This is a genomic window from Bacilli bacterium (genome assembly GCA_036381315.1).
GTDB lineage: Bacteria > Bacillota > Bacilli > Paenibacillales > KCTC-25726 > DASVDB01.
This window is the reverse complement of the sequence record DASVDB010000176.1, coordinates 1-16894: the sequence shown is the minus strand read 5'-3', so window position 1 is coordinate 16894 and position 16894 is coordinate 1. Positions and strand designations below refer to the sequence as shown.

Annotated in this window: 17 protein-coding genes; 16 read left to right on the top strand and 1 reads right to left on the bottom strand. The window is 53.0% G+C overall.

From position 1 onward, the window contains the following. Nucleotides 1-33: 33 nt before the first annotated feature. From VF260_13145 to VF260_13135, 3 genes are all read left to right on the top strand, one after another. Nucleotides 34-1716 carry a cbb3-type cytochrome c oxidase subunit I gene (locus VF260_13145; protein HEX7058127.1) on the top strand — a complete coding sequence of 561 codons (1683 nt, stop codon included), beginning with the start codon at nt 34-36 and terminating at the stop codon, nt 1714-1716. A gap of 120 nt (nt 1717-1836) precedes the next feature. Then, nucleotides 1837-2469, top strand: coding sequence for an SCO family protein (locus VF260_13140; protein HEX7058126.1), 633 nt, complete (start codon nt 1837-1839; stop codon nt 2467-2469). A gap of 4 nt (nt 2470-2473) precedes the next feature. Next, a complete protein-coding gene (locus tag VF260_13135; protein HEX7058125.1) occupies nt 2474-3070 on the top strand; it encodes a hypothetical protein in 597 nt (198 codons plus the stop codon). Here the strand turns inward: VF260_13135 and cyoE are convergent. Continuing rightward, the gene (cyoE, locus tag VF260_13130; protein ID HEX7058124.1) at nt 3067-3939 is read right to left on the bottom strand and encodes a heme o synthase; all 873 of its coding nucleotides are present in this window, start codon (nt 3937-3939) and stop codon (nt 3067-3069) included. The genes VF260_13135 and cyoE overlap by 4 nt on opposite strands. A gap of 166 nt (nt 3940-4105) precedes the next feature. On the opposite strand from cyoE, the gene VF260_13125 reads away from it, so the two are divergent. The 13 genes from VF260_13125 (at nt 4106) to VF260_13065 (ending at nt 16807) form a co-directional block, all read left to right on the top strand. Continuing rightward, on the top strand, nt 4106-4360 hold the full coding sequence (locus VF260_13125) for a DUF1146 family protein (protein ID HEX7058123.1): 255 nt from the start codon (nt 4106-4108) through the stop codon (nt 4358-4360). A 200-nt stretch (nt 4361-4560) separates the two neighbouring features. Continuing rightward, nucleotides 4561-5883, top strand: coding sequence for a UDP-N-acetylglucosamine 1-carboxyvinyltransferase (gene murA, locus VF260_13120; GenBank protein HEX7058122.1), 1323 nt, complete (start codon nt 4561-4563; stop codon nt 5881-5883). A 91-nt stretch (nt 5884-5974) separates the two neighbouring features. Beyond that, on the top strand, nt 5975-7018 hold the full coding sequence (gene spoIID, locus VF260_13115) for a stage II sporulation protein D (GenBank protein HEX7058121.1): 1044 nt from the start codon (nt 5975-5977) through the stop codon (nt 7016-7018). 44 nt (nt 7019-7062) lie between these two features. Continuing rightward, entirely contained in the window at nt 7063-7809 is a 747-nt protein-coding gene (locus tag VF260_13110) for a M23 family metallopeptidase (GenBank protein HEX7058120.1), read from the top strand. A gap of 150 nt (nt 7810-7959) precedes the next feature. Then, entirely contained in the window at nt 7960-8250 is a 291-nt protein-coding gene (gene spoIIID / locus VF260_13105) for a sporulation transcriptional regulator SpoIIID (protein HEX7058119.1), read from the top strand. Nucleotides 8251-8414: 164 nt separating this feature from the next. Next, the gene (locus tag VF260_13100; GenBank protein ID HEX7058118.1) at nt 8415-9410 is read left to right on the top strand and encodes a rod shape-determining protein; all 996 of its coding nucleotides are present in this window, start codon (nt 8415-8417) and stop codon (nt 9408-9410) included. 49 nt (nt 9411-9459) lie between these two features. Continuing rightward, nucleotides 9460-10338: a flagellar hook-basal body protein gene (locus VF260_13095; GenBank protein ID HEX7058117.1), complete on the top strand. Its 879-nt coding sequence runs from the start codon at nt 9460-9462 to the stop codon at nt 10336-10338. A gap of 32 nt (nt 10339-10370) precedes the next feature. Continuing rightward, nucleotides 10371-11222, top strand: a complete 852-nt coding sequence (locus VF260_13090; protein HEX7058116.1) for a flagellar hook-basal body protein — start codon at nt 10371-10373, stop codon at nt 11220-11222. Nucleotides 11223-11258: 36 nt separating this feature from the next. After that, nucleotides 11259-11474 carry a DNA-directed RNA polymerase subunit beta gene (locus VF260_13085; GenBank protein HEX7058115.1) on the top strand — a complete coding sequence of 72 codons (216 nt, stop codon included), beginning with the start codon at nt 11259-11261 and terminating at the stop codon, nt 11472-11474. Nucleotides 11475-11570: 96 nt separating this feature from the next. After that, nucleotides 11571-12101, top strand: a complete 531-nt coding sequence (locus VF260_13080; protein HEX7058114.1) for a CDP-alcohol phosphatidyltransferase family protein — start codon at nt 11571-11573, stop codon at nt 12099-12101. A 164-nt stretch (nt 12102-12265) separates the two neighbouring features. Further along, nucleotides 12266-12694, top strand: coding sequence for a 3-hydroxyacyl-ACP dehydratase FabZ (gene fabZ, locus VF260_13075; GenBank protein HEX7058113.1), 429 nt, complete (start codon nt 12266-12268; stop codon nt 12692-12694). 358 nt (nt 12695-13052) lie between these two features. Continuing rightward, entirely contained in the window at nt 13053-14753 is a 1701-nt protein-coding gene (locus VF260_13070; protein ID HEX7058112.1) for a phospho-sugar mutase, read from the top strand. A 29-nt stretch (nt 14754-14782) separates the two neighbouring features. Continuing rightward, nucleotides 14783-16807: a DUF5693 family protein gene (locus VF260_13065; GenBank protein HEX7058111.1), complete on the top strand. Its 2025-nt coding sequence runs from the start codon at nt 14783-14785 to the stop codon at nt 16805-16807. Nucleotides 16808-16894: the final 87 nt, after the last annotated feature.

Here is a 16894-nt window from a genome sequence, read left to right as displayed (position 1 = left end):
TTTTCCTGCGGGAATCTTTAGGAGGGATGGAAAATGGAACTCGCATTAAATAAAACGCAGGTTCTCAGGCAAAAATCCATGAAAGTGCTGGGCGCGAAGGTGCAGGATGCGCAATTGTCGCTGACCTACATCGCAGTTTCGTTTGCCACTTTGCTGCTCGGCGGAATTTTTGGCCTGTTGCAAGGACTGGACCGTTCCGGTATCATGCCGCTGCCATCATGGCTGAATTACTATCAGGTCTTGACGGCGCACGGTATATTGATGCTGCTTGTCTTCACGACGACGTTTGTAATCGGATATATATATGCCGGCTTGTCCCATGTGTACGGAGGCATTTTGCCGCAAGTCCGCAGAATGGCCTGGATCGGCTTCGGGTTGATGGTGGTAGGCGTCGCAATCGTCGTCACTACCGTCGCCATGGGCGATGCGTCCGTGTTGTACACCTTTTATCCGCCGCTGGCCGCGTCGCCGTACTTTTATATCGGGCTCGTTTTGGTTGTGCTCGGATTGTGGTCGGTCAGCGCAGGCGTTTTCATCAACTACCATTATTGGCGGAAAACGCACCGCGGACAGCCGACGCCGTTGTTTGCCTTTTTTGCGATGGGCATTTTCGTGCTCTGGTTTTTTGCCAGCATTCCGTTGATGATTGAATTGGTAACGCTCATTCCTTGGTCGATGGGCATCGTCCCGACGGTCAACGTAATGCTGAACCGGACGTTCTTCTGGACGTTCGGCCATACCGTGGTGAATGTCTGGTATTTCGTCGCGGTATCGGCGTGGTATGTGGCCGTGCCGAAAATTATCGGCGGAAAAATCTTCAGCGACAAATTGGCGCGCGTCGTCGTCATTTTATTGGTGATCTTGAACCTGCCCGGCGGCTTTCACCACCAAATCGTCGACCCGGCGATTTCCACAGGCGTGAAATATTTGCATGCGTTTATGAGCATGTCCGTGGCGTTTCCTTCCTTGATGACCTGCTTTGCGATGTTCGCCGTATTCGAACGTGTCGGCAGAAAAAATGGCGGCAAAGGGCTGCTTGGCTGGTATAAAAAGCTGCCATGGGGCGACGTCCGGTTCCTGGCGCCGATGATCGCGATGATCGCCTTTATTCCCGGCGGTGCCGGCGGTATCATCAACACCAGCAACCAGATGGATCAGGTCATTCATAATACGCTGTGGGTAGTCGGACACTTCCATTTGACCGTAGCCATGACCGCCGTTCTTACTTTCTTCGGCATCTGCTATTGGCTGATTCCTTATCTTACGGGGCGGGTGCTTACGCCTGCCATGAACAAGGTCGGCGTTATCCAAACGATCGTCTGGACATTCGGTATGACCTTGATGTCGGGCTCGCAACACTGGGTCGGCTTGTTGGGCGACCCGCGCAGAACCGCCTATACGACCTATAACGGCAGCGAAGTGGCGGCAAGCTGGGATCCTTACGAACTTGTCATGGGCATCGGCGCGATCTTTTTGCTCACCGCCGTAATCATTCAGGTATGCGCCGTCTATCATATGATGTTCCGTTCTCCGAAAGGGAACACCGAATTCCCGATTGCCGAGGCGGACGATATCGCCACAACGCCGATGTGGCTGGAACGTTGGGGATTGTGGATTTTGTTGATGCTGCTGGATATCGGCATGGCTTACGCCGTTCCGGTTGTCGACTTTATCGTCAACGCGCCGCCCGGATCGCCTCCTATTCGCACCTGGTAAGCGGCGGCAAAAGCGCGGCAGGGTAGTCATTGCAAAGGACCGGCAATGGCTGCCCTCCGCAAAATAACCTGTATGGCCCGTTCTTGCGCGGGCTATCCTGCTATTGGGAGGTGTCCTGTGATGCGTAACAATTGGCGGCAAACAATCGCTATCACAACCATTCTTTTGTTTGGCTTTGCCTTGTTTTATGCAAGCACGGACGGGTTTCACGCCTATACCACCAAGAGCGCGGTTCAATATGAACTTTTGCACAGCAGGCCGCACTTGCCCGCCGTAACGCTGCAGGACGGCAAGGGGCGCGAATTTCGTCTTGACCGTTTCGCCAAAGGCAAATATGTGCTGCTTTCGTTCATGTATACGACTTGCAAGGACGTTTGCCCGGCAATCGAGCTGAATATGGCTAAAATTTATCGTTCCGTCCCCAAACATTATCTGGGCAAAGAGATTGAATTTTTGAGCGTCAGTTTCGACCCTGCGCGCGACACCCCGAGCGTGCTCGCAAAATACGGGAGCGCATTCGGCAGCGACGGCGAAACATGGCGAATGGCGCGCATCAATGACGCGGCGGAACTGAAGCGGGTGCTGGACCAATATGGCGTCACCGTCATACCGGACGGCAACGGCGAGTTTACGCACAGCACATCCTTTTATCTGATCGGCAAAGACGGGCGTTTGCTGCAAGCAATGAATTATACGAAAGTGGAAGAGACCTTGGATGCGGTTATGAACGCGTTGCGGGGAAGCGGGGGTTGAGGCGATGAAACAGGCATTGTACGGATTTTTGCTGTTTGTTTTTTTGGCGCTGCCGCCGGTGGCAAATCTCCTCGAGTCGCTGATGATTTTTCACATGCACATGCAAATGCCGCTGTTTATCGTTTGCGGATTTCTCATTGGCCGTTTTTTTCAGCTCAAATTTCCGCGTTTTTTTGCCAAATGGAATACGAACGGCGTGCCGGGCATTTTGCTGTTTACGATAATCACCGGTTACTGGATGCTCATTCCGCGGCTGATGGATGAAGCGATCGCGTCGCCCGCGGTCGAGTGGTTCAAATTTTTAAGCCTGACGTTACTCGCTGGAGTACCCTTGCGCGACAGCTGGCGGAAACTCGGCTCAGTCGGGAAAAATGTCGTGTATGGCGTGTTCATCTTTATTTTTCTGGCTGTGGCCGGGATTTATCTCGGCGCAAAGAACCAATTGTGCAACAATTACCAGTTCTATGAACAAAAAGAACTCGGTTTCGGCACGTTGTTCGTTGCCGTGTGCATGATTATCTTTCTGATCTATTTGCTTTTCACTGACCAGTCCGAATTCACAGAGGCAAAGCCGGAACAAGATTGCGCAAATTCCGATTAAGCGAACATCGGCAGCGTGACGACAATCATCAGAATAAACAAAATGGTGATGTAGTTAACCGAATAGAGAAACATTGCCCGCGTCCACTTTTTGTCATCCTTCGCATAGAAGCCTCCAATGCCAAGCGCCAGCCAAACAACGTTCAACACGGTGCATATCACGATAAAAGCGGTGCCAAACGCTTGCAAGAAAAAAGGCAGCGGAATAAGGCATGCGATATATGCGGCGATATGCTTTTTTGTTTTGGCAAACCCGTGCACCACAGGCAGCAACACTACGCCCGCGGCTTTATAATCATCGAAGTTCTTCATCGCGGTGGCGTACGCATGCGGCATTTGCCAAATAAACAGAATCAAAAACAGGACGATCGGAATGTCGTGAAAGCTGGATTCTACCGCGGACCATCCGATTAACGGCGTGACCGCTCCCGAGACGCTTCCGATCAAAGTGTTGGCGGTAAACCGCCGTTTGGACCACATGGTGTATAACAAAACATAGGCGATCCAGCCGATAAGCGCATAAGCGGCGGCTTCGACAGTCGTAAAAAATGCGAGCAGGCAAAGACCGAGCGCGGTGAAGAAAATTCCCAGCAAAAGCACCGTTTTCAGGGGAATGTTTCCCGTAACCGTCGGTCGACGCTTCGTCCTGGCCATAATCGTATCGATGTCAACGTCATACCAATTATTCAAGATCAACGCGCCGGCCATAACGAACGTGCTCCCTGCAATCGTCAGCAAGCACAACCCCCAGCTATCTGCCAGGGATTGATCCGTATACCAAAGCGCCAGCCAGAAGCCGGAAACAACAGGCAGCACATTGGCCAGCAGAACGCCGGCTTTCACGAGCGATTTCAGATCAGCAAGACGCATTTCCCATCCCCCAAAAAATGATCAATGCTTGTTTCGAAGTATACCATAAATCTCGCCATATCGAGCGTGCAGTTCATGAACAATTTATAACGATTTTTTCATAGAAATTCATTTCGCCTGTGATATAATTTGGAAATATTGAAATTGCAGGACGGGAGGAAAAAGTATGGGAACTCCGTTTGACCCGTTTTCCGGCATGGTGCGGATGAACGCGATCATCGGCATTGTCGTCGTGCTGATCTGCATGGTCGCAGTCTGGTGGGCGCTCCAACAAGTCCGCTGGGAAGTGTTTTTGAAAAATGCGAAAAGCCCGCAGGCAAAAGGATTGCAAATGATTTTGACCATCATTTTGGGATACGAATTGGCGCGCTTCATCATGGATTATTTGGGCTGGTCCCTCACGCTGCAGATGCTGTTTTAACATGCCCGGCCGGAACTTTTCGGAATAACAGAATGCCGGATTGTGAACAATAATTTGTACAACCCCACGAATCCGGCCGCATGAAGTGAAAGCCGCATGATGTTTACCAAATTCCGGCCAAAATTTTACTGTTGAACGCACAGTCAGGCTCGTGTAAACTTGGTGTGTTTTAGACGAAAAGGAGCGCGGAGGGAACAGGAATGGCAAAGATTATCGTCCGCGGAGGAAACCGCTTGTCGGGCAAATTGAAAGTAAGCGGAGCCAAAAATGCGGTGCTCCCCATTATTGCTGCCGCTATATTATGCGAAGATGGAGAGACATTAATCCATGAAGCCCCGCCGCTGGACGATGTGCTTACGATGTGCCGGGTGCTTGCGTCATTGGGCGCAAATATCGAATATAAAAATGAAACGATACGCATTTCCGCCCAAAAATTGCAGACATCGGAAGCTTCCTACGACCTGGTACGGAAAATGCGCGCTTCTTTCCTCGTGATGGGCCCGCTGTTGGCACGCACCGGACATGCCCGCATCGCCTTGCCGGGGGGCTGCGCGATTGGAACGCGCCCCATTGACCAGCATTTGAAAGGGTTTGAAGCAATGGGCGCCGGGATTGAATTGGGTCACGGAGCAATTGAAGCATCCGTGCGCGGACGATTAAAGGGCGCCAAGATTTATCTGGACGTGGCCAGCGTGGGCGCGACGGAAAATATTATGATGGCGGCCGCTTTGGCGGACGGACTGACGGTTATCGAGAATGCCGCCAAGGAGCCGGAAATCGTCGATTTAGCCAACTTTTTAAACGAAATGGGCGCAAAAGTCCGGGGCGCAGGCACGCAGCAGATTCGCATTGAAGGCGTCGACGCGCTTTACGGTACGGAACATACCGTGATTCCGGATCGTATTGAAGCGGGTACATATATGATCGCCGGCGCCATCACCGGCGGGGATGTGCTGATCGAGAACGCCATCGCCGACCACTTGTGCCCGGTTATCTCCAAGCTGCAGGAAATGGGCGTGGACATCGTGGAACAGGATAGCGGCATACGGGTTTGCGTAAACCGCCCGCTTACCGTGGTCGATATTAAAACGCTGCCTTATCCGGGCTTTCCTACGGATATGCAGGCGCCCATGATGGCTCTGCTGTTGACGGCGAACGGCTCCGGGGTCGTAACGGAAACCGTATTTGAAAACCGGTTCAAGCATGTCGCGGAACTGAAAAGAATGAACGCGAACATAAAAATCGACGGCAGAACCGCTTTCGTCACCGGAAATGCCCGTTTGGTCGGCGCGAAAGTTGCCGCCACCGATCTTCGCGCCGGGGCGGCCCTTATATTGGCCGGACTTGCCGCCGAAGGAGAGACGGAAATAACGCAGATTCATCATATCGACCGGGGCTATGCCGACATTACGGGCAAACTGCGCGGCATCGGCGCGGATCTCGTTCGCTATGAACAGGAAGAACTGGCGGAAGCCGAGGAAGCCGTCTTCGGCATCTATACCGTTCAACCGTCCCTGGCTTGAACAAGCATGTTGTTCTAGCAAATTGCGCAACCTCATATCCATATACAAATAGCGGTTTGGTATATTCCGATTGTCGGTGGAGGATGCGCGAGTGAAACGAAAAACGGTGGCGGGTTGGGCGGCTCTTCTTGCGGCGCTGTTATTGTTTGTGATGATCGGATTTCCGACCATGATGGTGAAAAAGCAGCCGGTCCGCGATGAAAACGGGGGGACGGCACACGGCGGTGAACTGCCTGCGGACAAAAAATTGGCGCGGGACAGCGCTTTTGTCGTCCCTGTTTATTTGACGAAAGAGCGGCGTGTTGCCGATATACCGCTAGAATTGTATGTTCGCGGCGTTTTGGCGGCAGAGATGCCGATCGATTTCGCGCCGGAAGCGCTGAAAGCGCAGGCGATCGCCGCGAGGACCTATATCGTTCGCCGGGCGATGGACCACGATACGAGCAATGTGCCGGTGGCAGGCGCGCTGGTAACCGACCTGGCAACGCATCAAGCGTATATGACGGTCGACGAAATGCGCACGAAATGGGGCGACGCGGCGTTTGCCGCCAACCTTGAGAAATTGAATCAGGCCGTTCAAGACACGGAAGGAACCATCCTCACGTTTGCCCAAAAACCGATTGTCGCCGCTTATTTTTCCACCAGCAACGGCTTCACCGAAAATTCCGAAGAATATTGGTCGACTTACATCCCTTATTTGCGCAGCGTGGCGAGCCCGTGGGATCCGCTGATTTCGCCGAAATATAAAGCGACCGTAACCATGCCGCTCACCGAGTTTTTAAGCAAGTTGGGCCTCCCGAATAATCCGGATAAACAAACGCCGCCGGAAATGGAAATATTGCAAAAAACGACAGGGCAGCGCATCAAAACGATGCGAATCGCCGGAAACTTGTTTACCGGAAGAGAAGTAAGAGAAAAACTGGCGCTGAACTCTGCGCAATTCGCCTGGAGTTTCGCCGGCGGGAATATCCTGCTAACCACTTACGGCTACGGGCACGGCGTCGGATTAAGCCAGTGGGGAGCGGATGCGCTGGCGCAGCAGGGGAAATCCGCAAAAGACATTTTGCTCTATTACTACCGGGGGGTAAAGCTCGAACAAATCTATGCGGCAATTGGCAAGCGCCGCAACGTATAAAAGACTTGCAACTGGCAACACTGGTTATTGAGGTGATTGCTAGTATGAAGGAAAACAAGGAAATTCACGAGAATCCGGTACGGAGCGGAAATCACAAAACCGTCAACGAAACGGCAGCCGCGCCTGCGCCCGGATGGAGAAAATTGTTTACGAGAAAGTGGATGTTCCCGGCAGCTTACATTGCGGCGGCGGCCATTATACTAACCTTGATGTGGGTCTACCAAGACTCCGCAAGCAAAGCTCCGCCTGCAGCGGGCGAAGAGACTACCGTCAGCGAAGATAGCGGCGCAACTGTCGAGCCGGATGGCGTCCAGCCGGAAGGCGCCTTGCCTGTAAATGCGGCCGCGGAAGAGATGAAATGGCCGGTGGCGAATCGGAACGATCTGGATGTTGTCATGAAGTTTTATGACAATGAAGCGTCCAGCGAAGAACGGCAAGCTGCAATGATCAAACATGACAATACGTTTATTCCGAGCACAGGCATTTCATTTTCCCGCCCGGACAACCAGCCGTTTGACGTATTGGCGGCGATGAGCGGCAAAGTGACGCAGGTGGCCAATGTCCCGTTGATCGGGCATAAAGTGGAAATCACGCATGACAACGGTTTGAAGACGGAATATTTAAGCCTTGCGGAAATTGTCGTCAAGGAAGGCGATACGGTAAAACAAGGCCAGGTAATCGCCAAGGCGGGGCGCAACGAATTGGAGCAAGATCAAGGCGTCCATCTGCATTTCGAAATACTGCAGGACGGCACGCCGGTCAATCCGGAAACATTCATCGCGGAAAACTGAACCGAAAAGGCGGCGCGATCTGCAACCAGGCGGAAGGAAGAACTCCTTCCGCTTTGTTTTTTTACGGCTTGTCACGCTTGGAAACAAAGAATATATAGGCATACCCCTCATATAATGTACCAAACTATCTCGAGCAGGGAGGCGAGGGGCGTGCACGATTACATCAAGGAGCGGACCATCAAGATCGGGCGCTGTCTGGTTGAGACCAGACATACGGTTCGCACGATAGCCAAAGAATTCGGTGTCTCGAAAAGCACGGTGCATAAAGATTTGACGGAAAGGCTGCCTGAAATCAATCCGGATTTGGCCAACCAGGTTAAAAAAATATTGGAATACCACAAATCAATTCGGCATTTGCGGGGTGGAGAAGCAACGAAAATCAAATATAAAAAGAGAAAACAGAAGCAGGAAGACATACCGCTTGTTTCTGTGCAGTCGTGATATGGGAGGGAAATGGCGCTTTTTTCAAAACATTTTTGGAAAAAAACAAGAAGGAAAAGGAAAATTGGCGTTCCATAGCGAATCATAACAATTGACATGCAACCGCGCGAAAAAAATACTCTGGGCTACGGTTGCGAAACAGTTCGGGAGGAACGATGCGCATGTTGTTTGGTAAAGATGTCGGAATTGACCTGGGAACCGCCAATGTATTGATTCATGTCAAGGGACGGGGCGTGGTGCTCGACGAACCTTCCGTAGTAGCCATTGAAAGCGAGACCAAACGCGTCCTTGCGGTAGGCGAAGAGGCCAGACGCATGGTCGGACGTACCCCGGGAAACATTGTCGCAATACGCCCTTTGCGCGATGGCGTGATCGCCGATTTTGAAATTACGGAAATGATGTTGAAACATTTTATCAGCAAGGTAGGCGGGAAAAAGTGGTACAGTCACCCGCGCATTCTGATTTGCGCACCGACCAATATCACTTCCGTCGAGCAAAAGGCGATTCGGGAAGCCGCCGAACGCAGCGGGGCCAAGGAAGTATTTTTGGAGGAAGAACCGAAAGCCGCGGCCATCGGCGCCGGAATGGACATCTTTATGCCGAGCGGCAATATGGTAGTGGATATCGGAGGCGGAACGACAGATGTCGCCGTGTTGTCGATGGGCGATATCGTCACCTCCGCTTCCATTAAAATTGCCGGGGACAAATTTGATTTGGCCATAGCCAAATATATTAAAAACAAGTACAAGCTCTTGATCGGTGAACGGACTTCGGAAGATATCAAGATCCGGATCGGCACCGTGTATGAAGACCGCAATGAAGAGATGGACATTCGCGGGCGGGATATGGTAACCGGATTGCCGCTTACGGTTACGGTGCTGTCGCACGAAATCCGGGAAGCGCTTTGGGACCCGGTATCCAATATTATCGCTTCCGCCAAAGCGGTTTTGGAACGCACACCCCCGGAACTGTCCGCGGATATTATTGACCGCGGCGTGATCCTGACAGGCGGCGGAGCGCTCTTGCACGGACTTGACCAGCTGATGGCGGACGAATTGAAAGTGCCGGTGCTCATTGCCGAAGATCCGATGTATTGCGTGGTCAGAGGGACCGGCATTATGTTGGACAACCTTGACAAGGTGGTTAACATTCGCAAATAACATGCCGATATAAAGGATAAAGCGAATTTGCATAAAGGCGCGTGAAAAGATGCTGAGAGGATTGTATACGGCGGCTGCGGGCATGATCGCCCAGGAGCGCAGGCACGATGCGATTACGAATAATATCGCCAATATCAACACGCCGGGTTACAAAGAGGGAAATGCGGCGCTGCGTTCCTTCCCGGAGATGCTGATTTATCTGGTTAACGGGGAGCAAAACGCGCCCCCGCAACATATCGGCAGGCTTGCGACCGGAGTTTTTGCCGAAGAAGCGGTAACCTTGTTTAGCCAGGGAGACATTCAGACGACGAACAACGCTTCCGATTTTGCGCTTGTTTCCGATATTCCCGTATTTGACGCGCAAGGAAACAGGATCCCGTTTGATCAGACCGGCAAATATGTGGATCCGAACGGACAAGTTTTTTTCCAACCGCAGGCTTTTTTTACGCTGGCTTCGCCAACGGATCCGGATGAGCGCTTGTATACGCGGGATGGATCGTTTCACGTCAATGAGCAAAATGAATTGGTGACGGCGAACGGATATCGCGTATTGGGCGCGGACGGCCAGCCGATCGTGCTGGACCGCCCGCTTGACGCAATCAACGTTGCGGCGGATGGCACGCTCATGGATGCCGACGGCTTTCCGCTTACGCAGCTGTTCATTTCGCGCATCGAAAATCCGAACCGGTTAATTCCGGAAACGGGCGGAGTGTACCGGCTTGACGCCGATGCCGCGCAACCCGCGCAGGTCAATCCGGACGACCAGGTGATCGTCCGCCAGGGAGCGATTGAACGCTCCAATGTGGATCCGATCCAGTCGATGGTCGACTTGATGACGGCGCTCAGGGCATATGAAGCCAATCAGAAAGTGATCCAGTTTTATGACCGCAGCTTGGATAAAGCGGTTAATGAAGTAGGACGGGTATAAGAAGTAGGTCGGGTATAAACGGAGGTTTATCGATGAACACCTCAATGATAACAGCTCTTTCCGCAATGCAGGCATTTCAGCAAAAACTGGATATGATCGCCGGCAACGTTGCCAATGCGGACACGGACGGGTACAAACGCAAAGCTTCCCCGTTTGAAAGTTTATTGGCGTCGGAAATGCGCCAACCGAACCCATACATGCTGGCAGGCCGCAAAACGCCGCTGGGGCTGCCAATCGAATGGGGCGTCAAAAACGGGGAAATCAGGCTGGATCTGACCCAGGGCGCTTTGCGGGAGACGGGCAATCCGCTTGACCTGGCGCTGGAAGGCAACGCTCTGTTTGAGGTCGAAACCAATCAGCTGGATGAAAATGGCTTGCCGCGGAGAGCATGGACGAGAAACGGCGCTTTCCGGATGACGCCAATGGAGTTCGACCCTGACAGCATGCAGTTGACCACCGCCGACGGATATGTTGTAATGGGGATAGACGATGCGCCGATCATCGCGCCGCGGGGTTATTCCATCACGGTGAGCCCGCAAGGGGAAGTAATTGCCACCAGCAAGGACGGTTCCGATGTGGTGGACATCAGGGCGATCAAGATCATGACGATCGTCGGTCCGCACTTGCTTGTGGATGTAGGCGACAACCTGTATGGCGTAAAAGGCGGCGACGTCGCCGCCGCGTTGCAGCCGACCGACTTTGCGCTGTTGGATGCGCAAACGGAGCCTATCGCCGTACGGCAAGGGTTTCTGGAAGCGTCAAACGTCGACATCGCGGCGGAGATGACCGATTTGTTGCAAGTACAGCGGGCTTTTCAGCTTGGCTCCCGCGCGCTTTCATCGGCCGATACGATGATGAATCTGGCCAACAATTTGCGCGCATAACGCGCCAAAGATTTGCCGACAAAAGGAGCATGAACGATGCCGGACGAGCGGAAGAAATCGGGGAGACCGCTGCCGACCTGGGCAATCATTTTGATTAAAGTCTCCAAAGCAATATGGGTTCCGCTGTTATGTATTCTGGCTTTGTATGCCGGTTTGGTAATCGGCTATTCCTATCTGGGCGGGCAGAATCCGGCGGACGTGTTGAAACCGTCAACGTGGAAGCACTTGTATGATTTGGTTTTTGCCGAGTAATATGTTGTCGAAAACTCCTTCGCTCCGAGAAGGAGTTTTCATTTTTTCCGTCTCAATGTATAATGATTGAGAATCTTCCGCGGAGGAGGACAAGCGTTGAATTTGCCCAATTCTTTGACAGTCTGCCGGTTTACGCTAATCCCCGTGTACATTGCGGTTTTCTTGTCAGGACATGTAAAGTGGGCGTTTTTTATTGTTGTGCTGGCAGGGCTGACGGATATCCTCGACGGTTATATTGCCAGAAACAACGGGCAAGCGACACAACTTGGCGCCATGCTCGATCCGTTGGCGGATAAATCGATGATGTTGGTCGTGGTGCTGTCGTTTGTTTTCACGGAAATGATTCCGTGGCAGGCTGCCGCTGCCATGTTCATTCGCGACGCCGGGATGATCGTCGGCTCGGCTTTTTTCCACTTTCGCGGCAAAAAAACCGTCCCCGCAAATTTTATGGGCAAACTGACGACGGTTTTGTATTACATAGCGGTGCTGTTCATCGTATATGACGCTCCTTTCGCAATCCGGTATTTATGGTTTGTTATTTTCTTTTCGTTTGTAACTTCGGTTGTGTACATCTTTGAATTTCGCATTCTCAACCCCAAATTGCCGGGAAAGACCGGGCAAAAATAAGTTTTGCTGACCGCACATGTAAAAGGGCATAATAACAGCGATTCGTCGCCGTACATATGCCCCTTATATCAACCTTCGTCCTGCAGAAACGAAGGGACATTCTTATTGTCGGATATTTTTTGCTTTTTATGCGCACAAATCATTTGTAAAGGAGTAGGATTCGCATGCTGAATGTGTCGGAGATTCAGGCGGTTATTCCGCACCGTTACCCGTTTTTGTTGGTTGATAAAATATTGGAAATCGAAGAAGGCAAAAAAGCCGTCGGATTAAAAAATGTCACGATCAACGAGCCGTTTTTTGCCGGACATTTTCCCCAATACCCGGTCATGCCGGGCGTCCTGATTGTGGAAGCTTTGGCGCAGGTGGGAGCGGTCGCCATTCTGAAGAAAGAGGAAAACAGGGGCAAAATCGGTTTTCTCGCCGGCATCGACGCATTCCGTTTCCGCGGACAAGTAACGCCGGGCGACACGCTGCGGCTTGAAGCGGAAATCATCCGCGCGAAAGGCTCGATCGGCAAAGCGAAGGCGGTTGCCTCGGTGGACGGCCGGGTGGTCGCGGAAGGCGAAATCATGTTTGCGATCGGCGACGCATAAGTATAACGAAGCTTTCGAAACTATCGTTCGGTGCGGCACGGCCAGCATTCGTCCCATGCGTGAACCAACCGGTTCTTGCCGGCCATTTTCCAGCGCGTTGACCATGCGCGCCGCTCCTGCAGACTGCGCTCAACAGTTGGCGCCTATAACGGCAAAAATGCCGATATAGCACTCCATGCAAAGCGAATTGGCGCGTATAACGGCAAAAATGCCGATATGGCACCCTGTGCGGAGCGAATCATCGCGTATAACGGCGAAAATGCCGATATAGCATCCTTTGTGGAGGATATAGCACCCCGTGCGGATGGCATAGGTTGGTCCGCGAGCGGACCGATATCATGAAAAGGAGTGGGCAAGTTTGAATCAGGCACAAACCGAGTATCATCGTTGGCTGCAAGACAGCGCGATTGACGAAGAGACCAAACGGGAACTGCGCGCGATTGCCGACCAGCCGCAAGAAATCGAGGATCGGTTTTATCGCGAATTGCAATTCGGCACCGGCGGGCTGCGCGGCGTTATCGGCGCCGGGAGCAACCGCATCAACCGCTACACGGTAGGCAAAGCGACCCAGGGATTGGCGCAGTATTTGCTTAACAAGTACAAGCATCGGCCGATTTCCGCCGTTATCGCCCACGATTCCCGGCATATGTCGCCTGAATTTGCCTTGGAAACAGCGCTTGTGCTGGCGGCAAACGGCGTCAAGGCGTTTTTGTTCGACTCCTTGCGCCCGACTCCGGAATTGTCGTTTGCCGTGCGGCATCTGGGCTGCACAGCCGGCGTCGTGATCACCGCCAGCCATAATCCTCCGGAATATAACGGCTATAAAGTGTATGACGAAAACGGGTGTCAGCTTGTTCCCCGTTTGGCGGAAGAGGTGATTGCCGAAATTCGCGGCATCGCCGATTTTTCCCGCATCAAAAAAATAGCGAAGGAAGAAGCGGAAAAGACAGGACTGCTGGTTTGGATCGGACAGGAAGTGGACAAAGCCTTTGTGAACGCCGTGTGCGCCGCGAGCCCGCTGGGCGAGCGGATTCATGGCCTGGCAAGCGATGTCGGAATCATCTACACGCCGCTGCACGGCAGCGGTAATCTGGCTGTCCGGGCCGCACTGAAGCAAAACGGCTTCACCCAGGTAACGGTCGTGAAAGAGCAGGAACTGCCGGATCCTGATTTTTCCACCGTCAAATCGCCCAACCCCGAAGAGACGGCGGCGTTTACGCTGGCGATCGAATTGGCGAAAAAGACCGGCGCGGACATCATCATCGGCACCGATCCCGACTGTGACCGCATGGGCGCGGTGGTGAAAACAAAAGCGGGGGAATACGCGATTCTAACCGGCAATCAGGCGGGCGCCATCATGATCCGATATATGCTGGAAGCGCTCAGGGAACATAACCGGCTGCCGCAAAACGGCGTCGTCGTAAAAACAATCGTAACGAGCGAATTGGGGGCGGAAATCGCGCGCCGTGCCGGCCTTCCCATTGTCGACACGCTCACCGGATTCAAATATATCGGCGAAAAAATCACGCAGTTCGAACAGTCCAAAGAAAAACAATTTTTATTCGGTTACGAAGAAAGCTACGGCTATTTGGGCGGCACATATGCGCGGGATAAGGACGCTGTCTTCGCTTCCCTGTTGATTTGCGAGGCGTGCGCTTACTACAAGGCGAAAGGGCAAACTTTGCATGATGTGCTCGAGGAACTATACGCCGAATACGGGGCGTACAAAGAAAAACTTGTGTCCCGCACGCTGAAAGGCAAAGACGGTGTGGCCAAAATCACCGCCATCATGGACGATTTCCGCAAACAACCGCCAACGGAAGCCGGCGGGGTGAAAGTTGTCGAGATGCGCGACTACGCGGGCGGCCTTGACGGCTTGCCTCCGGAAAATGTGCTGAAGTTCATCCTAGCGGACAAATCGTGGTTTTGCCTGCGTCCTTCCGGCACGGAGCCGAAGATTAAATTGTATTTTTCCGTCAACAAAAAAACGGAACAAGAGTCCGACCAAGCTTTGGAACAATTGGTCAATGAAATTTGCGCCCGGATTGACGCCCATTAAGTGGCGCCCAATCAGGAGATGGAGCCGAGATGAAACTTTACGCGAAATTAAATCGCATCGCAGCCGGTTGGCTGTGGGTCATCGTGCTGGCCGGGGTCGTGGCGGCGCTGCCCCTTGCGGCCAACCGAATGGCGATTGAACGGTCTACCGATACCGTTGAATTTGTGTTTGATTACCGTGATTTGCTGCAAATATCCCAATTCGAACCCGACCCGCGAGCGTTTGTCGCGAGTGAGCTGGCCAAAATGCAACAGATCGGCATTCAGGCTTTGGCTCTGTACGAGAGCACGCTGGAAGACTTTCGTTTGAGCGGGGAAATTTCCTTGTATTCTGCACGGGAAGCCGCCTTGCTGGCCGGAACGGCAGTTTCCCCTACGAATAATTCGACATATGTGCTATTTAGCGATGCCCATTCCGCCAAATCGCTTACACCGGTTATCGAGTCGGGTTTTGCCGACTATGGCGTGCAAGTTCAACCCTGGACCGTTGCAAATCGACCGGGTTTGAAGATACCGTTGCCGTTTGATGAAAGTGTCATGAAGCCGCTGGAACCGGACCCGATTGCGCTAAATGCGCTGCATGAAAAAGGTTTTGACATCGTTCCGCGTTTGTCGGACAATCGTCCGTTTAACCGGGATCGTATGGAAAAAATGCTCGCGCAATTTGCGCAAAATGGCGTAAAATGGGTGATTTTTTCCGGCGATCGCGTGACCGGCTATACGGATCACGCTGTGCCGGCGATGGCCAGCTTGATGCAAAAATATGGCATCGGCGAGGTCATCATCGAACCGGTCAGCATTAAAACGCCGCAGTCAGGTAGCGGGGAACTGGCCTATTTGACGGATTACCGCGTGATTAGACTGCATTCGGTGCTGGAAGGAGAGGCCGGTCAGCCTGCCGACAGGTTGGCCGACCGTTATATCCTGGCCGCAAAGGATCGGAATATCCGCATGATCTATTTGAATGCGGAAGCGAGCAGAAATCCGGACAAAGCGGAATTTACCAACCCGCTCGACAATTTGTACGATAGCCTGACCGGACCGGACGGCGCGATCAAGCGGCTGCAAGCGGCAGGATTTCATATCGGCCAGGCGGATCCGCTGCAAGCAACAGACCCGTCGTGGCAAAAGCCGCTGCGGCTCGTAGTTGTCGTTGGCGCCGTCGCGCTTATTGCGCTTGCACTGGCGGAATTTTTCCCTTCGCTCTTCCTTGCGCTGTTCGCTTTGGGCTTGCTCGGCGCAGCCGGACTCGTTGTCGTCGCCCCCGGCCTTTTGCTGCAGGCGCTCGCGCTTGGCGTCGGGGTATGCGCAGCCACGCTTGCGGCGATTAAAGCGATTCAGGCGCTTCGCCGTAGCCGGCCGGCCACGGAGCAAATCCCGCCGCCAATCGTCCGGATTCGCCGCGCAACTGGCTTACTCATCATGGCTTCGGCGATTTCGCTATCCGGCGTTGCCCTCATCGTCGGCTTGCTCAATAATGTTGTGTATATGCTGCAAATTCAGCAATTTCGCGGCGTCAGCCTGTTGCATATGCTCCCCATCGCGGCTGTCCTGCTTTATCTTTTGTTTTTCGCCGACGGTTTTCGGTTCTCGCAGGCTGTCGCCCAAGCGCGCGTGATTTTGACGGCCAACATCAAGGTGTGGTGGGCGCTCGCCGCGATGATTGCGGGAGCCGGCCTGTTATATTATATGTCGAGAACCGGCAACGCCGGACAAACGTCGGAATGGGAGCGGATGCTCCGTTCCTTTTTGGAAAATACGCTGTACGTTCGCCCGCGCACGAAGGAGTTTTTGTTTGCGCATCCGCTTTTTGTGCTGGGCGCATACGCGGCGGTTAAATATCCGAAAGCCCTGTATTTGTTTGTGGCCGGCGTCATCGGCCAGCTGTCGATTGTCGATACGTTCGCCCATATCCATACGCCGCTTGTCATTTCACTTATCCGCGTCGGATATGGCGTTTTGTTCGGCGCTATCATCGGCATTTGTCTGATTGTTGTTTGGGAATGGCTGGAGAGGTTGTGGCGGCGATGGAACAACGCGGAAAATCCGTCGTAATATCCGGGTTTTACGGATTTGGCAACAGCGGCGACGAAGCCGTGCTGCAGGCAATTCTGACCGCGCTGGAACAAGAAAGCGGCAAGA